We start from the raw sequence: 11,135 nt of genomic DNA, 5'->3' as shown, positions 1-11,135 counted from the left end.
CCCACCCACGAGCGGCCGGTGTCAGTGCTCCAGGGCGGGTAGTTCGAGGCGGGCCAGGCGCTCGGGGTCGGCCAGGATGTACATCCCGGTGATCCTTCCGTCGGCGACCGTGACGGCGGTGACCGACAGGGGCCGGTCGTCGGGGGCGGTGATCAGGCCGATCGAGTCGTTGACCAGGACGAGCCGCGCGGAACCCGCGAACTGCGCGAACATGGCGGCCTGTTCGGCCACCGCCTTGGCCCCGTGCACGAGCTTGGACGCGGCCGCCCCGCGCACCAGGGCGCCCGCGTCGGCGCGCAGCACGACGTCCGGGTGGAGCAGGGCGACCAGTGCCTCGAAGTCGCCGCCACGGGAGGCGGCCAGGAAGGCGTCGACCACCTCGCGCTGGCGGCCCAGGTCGCGGTCGGCGGACGGGGTGGCCCCCTGCACCCGGCGGCGGGCGCGGCTGGCCAGCTGCCGGGTGGCGGCCGAGGTGCGTTCCACGATCGGGGCGATGTCGTCGAAGGGCACGGCGAACAGGTCGTGCAGGACGAACGCCAGCCGCTCCGCGGGCTCCAGCGTCTCCAGCACCACGAGCAGGGCCAGACCGACCGAGTCGGCTTCGAGGACCTCCTGTTCGGGGTCGATCCGCGACAGGGGCCGGACCACCGGGTCCGGGACGAACGTGTCGTCCATCGGCTCCTCGCGGCGCGCGGTGCGCGAGCGCAGCATGTCGAGGCAGACCCGCCCCACCGCGGTGGTCAGCCAGCCGCCGAGGTTCTGGATCTCGTCCGCGTCGGTACGGCTCAGCTTCAGCCAGGCCTCCTGCACGGCGTCGTCCGCCTCGGCGAGGGAGCCGAGCATGCGGTAGGCCACCGCGCGCAGATGTCCGCGGTGCTCCTCGAAACGGTCCGCGAGGATGTCCGGGTTGGTCATGGGTGTTACCTGCCGAAGAGTTCGAAGGTCACCGCGGGCGTCCCGCCGAAGCGTTCACCGGCGGTCGTGGCGTGCGTGACCAGGAAGCGGCGGACGTACGCCTCGGGATCCTCGTCGGTCAGCGCCTCGATGTAGGTGCGGTGTTCGAGGAGGGAGCGCACCGCGCGCTCCAGACCGGGCGTCGCGTCGACCGCGTGGGTCGGGGTATCGGAGCCGGCGACCGCCACCCAGCGGACGCCGCTGAAGGGTTCCAGCCCCTGCTCGGTGAGTTCGGGGAAGATCCAGCGGTTCCCGGCGTCCGCCGCCGCGTCGAGGGTGGCGCGGCCGACGGCGACGTGGTCGGGGGTGTTCCAGGCGACCCCGCCCCAGGTGTCCCGGTGGTTCAGGGTGATGACCAGTTCCGGGCGGTGGCGGCGGATCGCGGCGGCGATGTCCCGGCGCAGCGCGGTGCCGTACTCGACGACTCCGTCGGGGTGGTCGAGGAACTCCACCTTCGAGACGCCGACGACGGCCGCGCTCGCCCGCTGCTCCCGCTCGCGCACCGGGCCGCACTTCGCGGGCTCCAGGGTGTCTATGCCCGCCTCACCACGGGTCGCCAGGACGTAGCCGACCTCGCGGCCGGCGTCGGTCCAGGCGGCGATCGCGGCGGAGCACCCGTATTCGAGGTCGTCCGGGTGCGCCACCACGGCGAGCGCCCGCTGCCAGTCGGTGGGCATGGGCTGAAGCTCGCTGATCTCCGGCTCGCTCATGGGCGCAGACTATGCCGCCACGACCCGCCGCGATCCCTTTTCCGCCATCCTCGGTACGTCGTCACCACGCCGTCCCCGAGCCCTCCCCCGCGTCGTCCCCGCGTCATCACCGCGTCATCTCGGCGCTGTCACACCTCGTCGCGGGTGAGCGCCAGCAGACGGTCCAGGACACGGGGCGCGCCGGCCCGCAGGCCGTCGTGCTCGAACTCGTCGGTGACCCAGGTGCGCAGGCCCCGGATCGCGTGCGCGGTCCGCAGCGAGTGGGCGGTGTCGACGTACATGTCGTCGTGGTAGACGGCCGCGGCCACCGGGACCTCGTTGGCGGCGAGGCGGGCCGGGTCGTACAGGGGCCGCCAGTCGGTGCGGGCGGCGAGCAGGTCGGCGGTCTCCCGCAGGGGCCGCAGCGCGGGGTCGCAGTCGAACATCCAGGGGTGGATGGTCTCGCCGGTGAACAGCACCGGCGCGTCGCCCGCGACGGCCTTAGCCGCGTCGAACTGCGGGAACTCGGCGCGGACCCGGTCGGCCGCCCAGGCGGTGGGGCGGGCGTCCTGGCCGTAGATCGACTCGTGGACGAGGGCGAACAGCGGGCGCGAGGCGTGCGAGAGCAGGCCCTGGACCTCCTCCTGGAAGGCGTCGGACAGCTCCGTGCCCGCCGAGGTGCGGACGAACGCGTCCTCCAGGAGGTAGTGCAGGCGGTGGCTGCCGTCGCCGTAGCCCAGCATGAGGCCGAGGGACTGGAAGGCCTCGACGGTGAGGCGGTAGCCGTTCGGCAGGACCACGTCGTGGGTCAGGAGGTGGTCGGCGACGCGGCGGGCGCGCTCGACGTCCTGCGGGTAGCGCAGGTAGTGCGCGGCGACCTTGCGTTCGATGCGCGGGTAGGCGGCGCGGTAGATGTCCTCGGCGTGGGCGTCCAGGGAGGGCAGGCCGCCGGTGATCAGGGCGGTGCTCAGGCCCTCCGGGGCCAGGGACAGATAGGTCACCGTGCAGTAGCCGCCGAAGCTCTGGCCGAGAACGGTCCAGGGGGCGCCGTCGGTCAGCCGGGCGCGGATCAGCTCGCAGTCGCGGACGATCGAGTCGGCGCGGAAGTGCGTGAGGTAGTCGGCCTGCTCGGCGGGGCCGCCGCGCAGCGCGAGGGTCTGCCGGTTGGCGGGCGTGGAGTGGCCGGTGCCGCGCTGGTCGAGGAGCAGGACGCGGTACTCCCGCAGGGCGCGGTCGAGCCAGGCCTGCCTGCCGATGAAACGGTTCGCCCCGTAGCCGGGGCCGCCCTGCAGGTACACCAGCCACGGCAGGTCCTGGTGCGCCTTGTCACCGGCGACGACCTCGCGGGCGTACAGCTCGATCGTCTCGCCGCCGGGGTCGGCGTGGTCCAGGGGCACGGTGAAGTGGCGGTCGGTGAGGACGACGCCGGGCTGGCGGTAGCTGAGGCTCAACGATTCTCCCGGGACGGACGGATGGTCGCGTCCCAGTTCAGCACATGTCCGTCCGCGGTCCGAGACCCGGGATCATGGATTCTTACTGAATACCGGATCAGCGCAGGCCCGCCGGGCGGGCGCGGGGCGCGCATCGGCGCGCGCCGGGAGAGACGGCTGGAGGGGCGCACGGCGGAAGAGGCGCACGGCGGAACCGGCGAGTGGCGCGGGCGGAGTGTCAACGCGCGGCGAGGCTGGAGCGGCGGACCACCAACTCCGGCTGGAGCACCACCCGCCGGTGCTCGTGCGTCCCCGATCCGTTCTGCGCCTCGGTCTCCTCCAGCAGCAGCTCGGCGGCGAGGGCGCCCATCGTGACGGCGGGCTGCCGTACGGAGGTGAGCGGAACGGCGGCGGCGGCCGCGAACTCGATGTCGTCGTAGCCGACGATGGCGAGGTCCTCGGGGACGTTCACGCCGGCCGCGTACATCGCCTGGAGCAGGCCAAGGGCGAGCAGGTCGTTGGCGCAGAAGACGGCGGTGGGCCGGTCGGCGAGACCGAGCAGGCGGGCGCCGGCGTCCCGACCCGCGGCCACGTCGAGACGTTCGGTGGGCAGCTCGCGCAGGGCGTCCGGGCCGAGTCCGGCCTCGGCGAGGGCGTTCAGCGCGCCGGTGCGGCGGTCCCGGACCTGGTTGAAGCCGGGCGGACCGCTCACATAGGCGAGGGAGCGGTGCCCGGCGTCCACCAGGTGCCGCACGGCCAGGGCGCCGCCCGCGACGTCGTCGACGGAGACCGAGCACTCGCTGGCGCCCTCGGCGACGCGGTCGACCAGTACGAAGGGGATGCCGTGCCGGCGGAACGCCTCGATGTTGCGTCCGGTGGCGTCGGCCGGGGTGACCAGCACGCCGCGCACCCGCTGCTCGGCGAAGAGCGACAGGTACTCCGCCTCCTCACCGGCGCTCTGCGCGCTGTTGCAGACCATCACGCCGAGCCCGGCCTCCCGGGCGGCCCGCTCGGCGCCGCGCGCCACGTCGACGAAGAAGGGGTTGCCCATGTCGAGGACGAGCAGGCCCATGATCCGGCTGCGGCCCGCCCGCAGCTGCCGGGCCGACTCGCTGCGGACGTAGCCGAGCCGGTCGATGGCGGACTGCACGCGGGCGCGGGTCTCGGAGGCCACCGAGTCCGGACGGTTGATGACGTTCGACACGGTGCCCACCGAGACTCCGGCGGCACGGGCGACGTCCTTGATACCCACCGACTGGGCCATCGGGCAGAGACCTCCAGCTGAACGAGGGCGGCGGGACCGCCTTCACATTACCGCCATCCCGTCGCACAACAGACGGGTCGATCGACCGGCGCGAAGTCCACGACACGCGGTGCCTACGGGGTCGCACCGGTCAGGCGAGGTGGAACACCTCGGTGAGCGGTTTCATGGCCCGGTCGGGCCGGTCGCCGTCCGGCGACTCGAAGAACGGCGCCATCTCCGCCTGCCACCGGGCGTTGACGTCGGTGGCCTCCATGCCGGACAGGGCGGCCGCGAAGTCCTCGGTCTCCAGGTAGCCGACGAGCAGGCCGTCCTCGCGCAGGAAGAGCGAGTAGTTGTGCCAGCCGGTGGCGGAGAGCTCCGCGCACAGCTCCGGCCAGACGGCGGCGTGCCGCTCGCGGTACTCGTCGAGGCGGTCCGCCCGGACCTTCAGCAGGAAGCACACGCGTCGCATCAACAGCCCTCCGGGGGCGGGAAGCCCGCCGGTCAGAAGTCGTACCGGTCGATGTTCTCGGCGTCGAAAACGGTCGGCTTGCCGAGGTTGATCACGCCGTCCTTGCCGAGGGTGTACGTGGTGGAGCCGGCCGTGAACGTCTCGCCCTCCTTGCCGGTGATCCGCCCGGAGACCAGGGCGACGGCGGCGCGGGCGGCCAGGTCGCCGAGCTTGGCCGGGTCCCACAGCTCGAAGGCGTCGACGGTGCCGTTCTTGACGTACTTGCGCATGTCGTTGGGGGTGCCGAGGCCCGTCAGCCGGACCTTGCCCTTGTACTTGGAGCCGGACAGGTACTGGGCGGCCGCCTTGATGCCGACGGTGGTCGGGGAGATGATCCCCTTCAGGTTCGGGTACTCCTGGAGCAGGCCCTGGGTCTGTTGGAAGGACTGCTGGGCGTCGTCGTTGCCGTACGCGACCTTGACCAGCTTGACGTCCTTGTACTTCGGGTCCTTCAGCTCCTCTTTCATGAAGCCGATCCAGGTGTTCTGGTTGGTCGCCGTCTGCGCGGCGGACAGGATCGCGATCTCGCCCTTGTAGCCGATCTGTTCGGCCAGCAGCCGCACCTCGGTACGGCCCAGGTCCTCGGCGCTCGCCTGCGAGACGAAGGCGTTGCGGCAGTCGGCGGTGGTGTCGGAGTCGTAGGTGACGACCTTGATGCCGTTCTTCATGGCCTGCTTGAGCGCGGTGCACAGGGCGCCGGGGTCCTGCGCGGACACGGCCATCGCGTCGACCTGCTGCTGGGTGAGGGTGTTGACGTAACTCACCTGGCCGGCGGTGTCGGTGGCGCTGGACGGGCCCACCTCCTTGTACTTCGAGCCCAGTTCGGTCAGGGCCTGCTCGCCGCCCTTGTCGGCGGAGGTGAAGTACGGGTTGTTGACCTGCTTGGGCAGGAAACCGACGGTCAGGCCCTTCTTGAGGGCCGCGTCCGGGTTCGCCTTGCCGGCGGAGGAGGCGGCGGCGCCGTCGTCCTTGACGTCGTTCTTGGTGGTGCCGCCGCAGGCGGTGGCGGCGAGCGCGAGGGAGGTGACGGCGGCGAGGGCCGCGCAGGTATGGCGGAGGGATGACGTGCGCATCTTCGGATCCTTTGCGGGGAGGTGAAGGGCGGTGAAGGGAGGTGAGTGGACGCGCCCTTGGGGGCGCGGGGCTGTCGTACGGCCTAGCCGGCGGTGCGTGCCGCCCTCGCCACGGCGATCTGCCGCGCGACCCTGGGGCCGAGCACGGAGACGACGAGCAGCACGCCGGTGACGACGATCTGCGACTGCGCGGAGACGTTCGACAGGCTCATCACGTTCTGCGCCGCGCCGAGCAGGAACACCCCGGCGACGGCGCCGCCCAGCGTGCCCCTGCCGCCGTCGAAGTCGATGCCGCCGAGCAACACGGCCGCGACGACGGAGAGTTCGAGGCCGGTGGCGTTGTCGTAGCGGGCGCTGGCGTAGTGCAGGGCCCAGAAGACGCCGGTGAGGGAGGCCAGCAGGCCGGTCACCGTGAACAGGATCAGCTTGTGCCGTTTGACGCGGATCCCGGCGAAGCGCGCGGTCTCCTCGTTGGCGCCGATGGCGAACAGCGAGCGCCCGAACGGGGTGGCGTGCAGGGCGACGACGGCGATCGCGAGCAGCACGAGGAAGGGCAGGAATGCCTGCGGGAGGAAGGTGTCGCCGAGGCGTCCGGCGGCGAAGTCCAGGTACTGGGCGGGGAAGTCGGTGACCGCGTTCGAACCGAGGACGATCTGGGCGATGCCCCGGTAGGCGGCGAGGGTGCCGATGGTGACGGCGAGGGACGGCAGCCCGAGCCGGGTGACCAGCAGACCGTTGACCAGCCCGCACACCACGCCGAGCAGCAGGCACAGCGGGATGATCGTCTCGATGGCCATGCCCTCGTTCCACAGCCGGCCCATCACCGCGCCGGACAGGCCGGCCGTGGAGGCCACCGACAGGTCGATCTCACCGGCGACGACGAGCAGGGTCATCGGCAGGGCGATCAGCGCGATGGGCAGGGTGTTGCCGATCAGGAACGACAGGTTGAGGGCGTTGCCGAAGCCGTCGACGAAGGAGAAGGACAGCAGGAACAGGACGATCAGGAGCGCGCCGACCACCGTGTCCCAGCGGACGGCACGGCTCAGGGACTCGGACATGGCGGGTGTCCCCCTTCTCAGGGCTTCTCAGGGCTTCTCAGGGCTTCTCAGGGCTTCTTCGGCGCGGACTCGACGGAGGCCGCTGCGGCGGTGGCCGGCCGTACGGTGGCCGACTTCTTCTTCAGGGCGGTCGCCACCCTGAGCGCGACGATCCGGTCGACCGCGATGGCGAGCAGGAGCAGCACCCCGTTGATGGCGAGCACCCACACGGAACTGACGCCGAGGGCGGGCAGCACGCTGTTGACCGACGTCAGCAGCAGGGCGCCGAGGGCGGCGCCGTAGACGCTGCCGGACCCGCCGGTGAAGACGACGCCGCCGACCACCACCGCGCTGACGACGGTGAGTTCGTAGCCGCTGCCGGTGCCGGAGTCCACGTTGCCGAACCGGGCCAGGTACAGGGCGCCCGCGAGACCGGCGAGGCCGCCGCAGAACGTGTACGCGAACAGGATCCGCCGGCGGACCGGGATCCCGGCGAGCCGGGCGGCCTCCGGGTTGGAGCCGAGCGCGTACAACTCGCGTCCGCCGGCGTAGTGCTTGAGGTAGTACGCCGTCACCACCAGGACGGCGAGGGCGATCAGGGCGAGCCACGGCACCGCGAGGATCCCGCCGGAGCCGAAGTCGACGAATCCGCCCGGGAGATCGGCCGCCGTGATCTGCCGGGAACCGACCCAGATCGAGTCGACGCCCCGGACGATGTAGAGGGTGCCGAGCGTGACGACGAGGGCGGGCACCTGGCCGAGACTGACCAGCAGCCCGTTGAGCAGCCCGAAGCCGACGCCGAGCAGGACCGCCAGGGCGAGCGCCACGACCGCGTTGCCGCCGCCCTGCAGACAGGTCCCCGCGGCGAAGGCGCTGATGCCGAGCGTCGAGCCGACCGACAGGTCGACGTTGCGGGTGATCACGACCAGGGACTGGCCGGTGGCGACCAGCACCAGGATGGTCGCGTTGAGCAGCAGGTCCTTGATGCCCTGCTCGGACAGGAACTCGCTGTTGCCGGCCTGGGTGACGGCGATCATCACCAGGAAGACGACCAGGATGGCGAGTTCACGCATCCGGAACACGCGGTCGACCAGCCGGGTGCCGCTGGACTTCGGTGCGTCGACGAGGGGGGTCCGGCTCGGGGTCGTCACCGTCATGCGGCGGCCCTCCCCGTGGCTGCGGCCATCACGGTTTCCTCGGTGGCTTCGGAGCGGGGGATCTCGGCGCTGAGCCGGCCCTCGTGCATCACGAGCACGCGGTCGGCCATGCCGAGGATCTCGGGCAGGTCGGAGGAGATCATCAGGACGGCCACCCTGTCGGCCGCCAGTTCGGACAGCAGCCGGTGGACCTCGGCCTTGGTCCCGACGTCGATGCCCCGGGTGGGCTCGTCGACGATCAGCACCTTCGGGCCGGTGGCCAGCCACTTGGCGAGGACGACCTTCTGCTGGTTCCCGCCGGAGAGGGTGGAGACGGCGTCGGCGATCCGCGCGTACTTCACCCGGAGCCGTACGGCCCAGTCGAGGGACCGGCTGCGCTCGGCGCCGCGGTCCACGAACCCGGCCCTCACGGTCGTACGGAGTCCGGTCAGGCCGATGTTGCGCTCGATGGACATGTTCATCACCAGGCCCTGGGCGCGGCGGTCCTCGGGCACGAGGGCCAGCCCGGCGGCCATGGCGACGGAGGGCGCCCCGTTGGTCAGCGCGCGGCCCTCGACCTCGACCTCGCCGGCGTCCCACCGGTCGATGCCGAAGACGGCGCGTGCCACCTCGGTGCGGCCCGCGCCCACCAGCCCGGCGAGGCCGACGATCTCGCCGCGCCGCACCTCGAAGGAGACGTCGGTGAAGACGCCCTCGCGGGTCAGCCGCCGCACGCTCAGGGCGACTTCACCGGGTGTCACGTCCTGTTTGGGGTAGAGCTCGTCGAGGTCGCGGCCGACCATGCGGCGCACGAGGTCGTCCTCGGTCATGCCGTCCAGCGGTTCGGTGGCGATCCAGGCCCCGTCGCGCAGGGTGGTGACCCGCCCGCAGATCTCGAAGAGCTCCTCCAGGCGGTGCGAGATGAACAGCACCGCCGCGCCCTGGTCGCGCAGGGTCCGTACGACACCGAAGAGGCGGGCCACCTCGCTGCCGGTCAGGGCGGCGGTCGGCTCGTCCATGATCAGGACGCGCGCGTCGAAGGAGAGCGCCTTGGCGATCTCGACGATCTGCTGGTCGGCGATGGACAGGCCGCGCGCGGGCCGGTCGGGATCGAGGGCGACGCCGAGCCGCCGCATCAGGTCGGCCGTGGCCGCGCGGGTGGCCCTGTGGTCGATGCGGCCGAAGGTCCGTCGAGGCCGGCGCCCCATGAAGATGTTCTCGGCGATCGACAGGTCGGGAAAGAGCGTGGGCTCCTGGTAGATGACGGCGATTCCGGCGTCGCGGGCGTCGCCGGGACCGTGGAAGGCGACCGGCTCGCCGTCGAGCAGCAGTTGGCCGGCGTCCGGCCGGTGGACTCCGGCGAGGGTCTTGATCAGCGTCGACTTGCCCGCGCCGTTCTCCCCGGCGAGGGCGTGCACCTCGCCGGGGAACAGCTCCAGACGGACGCCGCGCAGGGCGCGTACGGCGCCGAAGGACTTGGCGACGTCCCGCAGCGCCAGCACCGGGGCCGGTCCCGTGTCGGACGGGTGGGTCATGGAGGGCTCCTCGACGACGCCGGCGGATCGGTCCTCACGGCGCCGTGAAAGGTTTCAACTGGATGGCCGGGACGGTAGGCACCCCGGACAGGTCGCGTCAATGGGTCCCGCTCGAAAATCTTCGAGAACGGAAGGTCGCACCCGAGTCGAGGAGAGCGGGTCGGGACGGGGGTCTTGACACGTCCGAAGAGGGCTCATAGCTTCCCGTTCTGAATCGTTTCACACGGTAGTCGTAGGGAAGCCTTTCCGACCCGATGTCACAGGAGCCCGAAGTGACCGACCTCGCCGCGGTGAAGGCCGCGCTGAAGACCCAGCGGATCGAGACGCCGTCGTGGGCGTACGGGAACTCGGGGACGCGCTTCAAGGTGTTCGCCCAGCCCGGTGTGCCCCGCACACCACGGGAGAAGGTGGCGGACGCGGCCAAGGTGCAGGAGTTCACCGGCGTCGCGCCGACCGTGGCGCTGCACATCCCCTGGGACACGGTGGACGACTACGCGGCGCTCGCCGCGTACGCCGAGGAGCGGGGGGTGGGGCTCGGCACGATCAACTCCAACACGTTCCAGGACGACGACTACCGGCTCGGCAGCATCTGCCATCCGGACGCGGCGGTGCGCCGCAAGGCCGTCGCTCACCTGCTGGAGTGCGTCGACATCATGGACGCGACCGGTTCGCGCGATCTGAAGCTGTGGTTCGCGGACGGCACGAACTACCCCGGGCAGGACGACGTACGGTCCCGGCAGGACCGGCTGGCCGAGGGGCTCGCCGAGGTGTACGAGCGGCTCGGTGACGGTCAGCGGATGCTTCTCGAGTACAAGTTCTTCGAGCCGGCCTTCTACACGACGGACGTCCCGGACTGGGGCACGGCCTACGCGCACTGCCTGAAGCTGGGCCCGAAGGCGCGCGTCGTGGTGGACACGGGGCACCACGCGCCGGGGACGAACATCGAGTTCATCGTGGCGACGCTGCTGCGGGAGGAGAAGCTCGGGGGGTTCGACTTCAACTCGCGGTTCTACGCCGACGACGACCTGATGGCGGGGGCGGCCGACCCGTTCCAGCTGTTCCGGATCATGTACGAGGTCGTGCGTGGCGGCGGGTTCACCTCCGAGGTGGCGTTCATGCTCGACCAGTGTCACAACATCGAGGCCAAGATCCCGGCGATCATCCGGTCCGTGATGAACGTTCAGGAGGCCACCGCCAAGGCCCTGCTGGTCGATGGGGCGGCGTTGGCCGAGACGCAGCGGTCGGGGGACGTGCTCGGGGCCAACGCGGTACTGATGGACGCCTACAACACGGATGTGCGGCCGCTGCTGGCCGAGGTGCGGCGGGAATCGGGGCTGGATCCCGACCCCGTGGCCGCGTACGCCCGGTCGGGGTGGGCCGAGAAGGTGGTCGCCGAGCGGGTCGGTGGTCGGCAGGCCGGCTGGGGAGCGTGAGCGTCCGCCGGGATCCGATCGTCGCGGGCCGCGGGTCGTGTGCGGTCGATCGCTCCCCCAAGTTCTCGGCTTCGCTCGAACAGGGGGACCCCCA

10 protein-coding genes are annotated in these 11,135 nt (G+C 71.5%); 1 reads left to right on the top strand and 9 read right to left on the bottom strand.

The annotated features are described in order from the left end of the window. Positions 1-21 precede the first annotated feature (21 nt). From sigJ to IPZ69_RS04690, 9 genes are all read right to left on the bottom strand, one after another. On the bottom strand, positions 22-915 hold the full coding sequence (gene sigJ, locus IPZ69_RS04730) for an RNA polymerase sigma factor SigJ (protein ID WP_235452431.1): 894 nt from the start codon (positions 913-915) through the stop codon (positions 22-24). 5 nt (positions 916-920) lie between these two features. After that, positions 921-1,664: a PIG-L deacetylase family protein gene (locus tag IPZ69_RS04725; RefSeq protein ID WP_235452429.1), complete on the bottom strand. Its 744-nt coding sequence runs from the start codon at positions 1,662-1,664 to the stop codon at positions 921-923. Between the two features lie 128 nt (positions 1,665-1,792). Then, on the bottom strand, positions 1,793-3,094 hold the full coding sequence (locus tag IPZ69_RS04720) for an alpha/beta fold hydrolase (protein ID WP_235452427.1): 1,302 nt from the start codon (positions 3,092-3,094) through the stop codon (positions 1,793-1,795). A gap of 217 nt (positions 3,095-3,311) precedes the next feature. Next, positions 3,312-4,337 carry a LacI family DNA-binding transcriptional regulator gene (locus IPZ69_RS04715; protein WP_235452425.1) on the bottom strand — a complete coding sequence of 342 codons (1,026 nt, stop codon included), beginning with the start codon at positions 4,335-4,337 and terminating at the stop codon, positions 3,312-3,314. A 130-nt stretch (positions 4,338-4,467) separates the two neighbouring features. Continuing rightward, on the bottom strand, positions 4,468-4,788 hold the full coding sequence (locus tag IPZ69_RS04710) for an L-rhamnose mutarotase (RefSeq protein ID WP_235452423.1): 321 nt from the start codon (positions 4,786-4,788) through the stop codon (positions 4,468-4,470). Positions 4,789-4,820: 32 nt separating this feature from the next. Then, a complete protein-coding gene (rhaS, locus tag IPZ69_RS04705) occupies positions 4,821-5,900 on the bottom strand; it encodes a rhamnose ABC transporter substrate-binding protein (protein WP_235452421.1) in 1,080 nt (359 codons plus the stop codon). 83 nt (positions 5,901-5,983) lie between these two features. Further along, a complete protein-coding gene (locus IPZ69_RS04700) occupies positions 5,984-6,958 on the bottom strand; it encodes an ABC transporter permease (RefSeq protein WP_235452419.1) in 975 nt (324 codons plus the stop codon). 47 nt (positions 6,959-7,005) lie between these two features. Beyond that, positions 7,006-8,094 carry an ABC transporter permease gene (locus IPZ69_RS04695; RefSeq protein WP_235452417.1) on the bottom strand — a complete coding sequence of 363 codons (1,089 nt, stop codon included), beginning with the start codon at positions 8,092-8,094 and terminating at the stop codon, positions 7,006-7,008. Then, positions 8,091-9,608, bottom strand: coding sequence for a sugar ABC transporter ATP-binding protein (locus IPZ69_RS04690; RefSeq protein ID WP_235452415.1), 1,518 nt, complete (start codon positions 9,606-9,608; stop codon positions 8,091-8,093). Before IPZ69_RS04690 ends, IPZ69_RS04695 begins: the two co-directional genes overlap by 4 nt. Before the next feature lie 272 nt (positions 9,609-9,880). Here IPZ69_RS04690 and rhaI point away from each other — a divergent pair, with 272 nt between their 5' ends. Then, positions 9,881-11,041 carry an L-rhamnose isomerase gene (gene rhaI / locus IPZ69_RS04685; protein ID WP_235452413.1) on the top strand — a complete coding sequence of 387 codons (1,161 nt, stop codon included), beginning with the start codon at positions 9,881-9,883 and terminating at the stop codon, positions 11,039-11,041. The last annotated feature ends 94 nt before the right edge of the window (positions 11,042-11,135 follow it).

This window comes from Streptomyces olivochromogenes (assembly GCF_021538895.1).
In the GTDB taxonomy this organism is placed as follows: Bacteria; Actinomycetota; Actinomycetes; order Streptomycetales; family Streptomycetaceae; genus Streptomyces; species Streptomyces olivochromogenes_A.
The sequence above is the reverse complement of the archived record's forward strand: the minus strand, read 5'-3'. Positions and strand labels throughout refer to the sequence as shown.

Excerpts from the sequence above, each read along its gene's own strand:
- sigJ (WP_235452431.1), bottom strand. The coding sequence starts at position 915 with ATGACCAACCCGGACATCCTCGCGGACCGTTTCGAGGAGCACCGCGGA.
- IPZ69_RS04725 (WP_235452429.1), bottom strand. The coding sequence starts at position 1,664 with ATGAGCGAGCCGGAGATCAGCGAGCTTCAGCCCATGCCCACCGACTGG.
- IPZ69_RS04715 (WP_235452425.1), bottom strand. The coding sequence starts at position 4,337 with ATGGCCCAGTCGGTGGGTATCAAGGACGTCGCCCGTGCCGCCGGAGTC.
- IPZ69_RS04710 (WP_235452423.1), bottom strand. The coding sequence starts at position 4,788 with ATGCGACGCGTGTGCTTCCTGCTGAAGGTCCGGGCGGACCGCCTCGAC.
- rhaS (WP_235452421.1), bottom strand. The coding sequence starts at position 5,900 with ATGCGCACGTCATCCCTCCGCCATACCTGCGCGGCCCTCGCCGCCGTC.
- IPZ69_RS04700 (WP_235452419.1), bottom strand. The coding sequence starts at position 6,958 with ATGTCCGAGTCCCTGAGCCGTGCCGTCCGCTGGGACACGGTGGTCGGC.
- IPZ69_RS04695 (WP_235452417.1), bottom strand. The coding sequence starts at position 8,094 with ATGACGGTGACGACCCCGAGCCGGACCCCCCTCGTCGACGCACCGAAG.
- IPZ69_RS04690 (WP_235452415.1), bottom strand. The coding sequence starts at position 9,608 with ATGACCCACCCGTCCGACACGGGACCGGCCCCGGTGCTGGCGCTGCGG.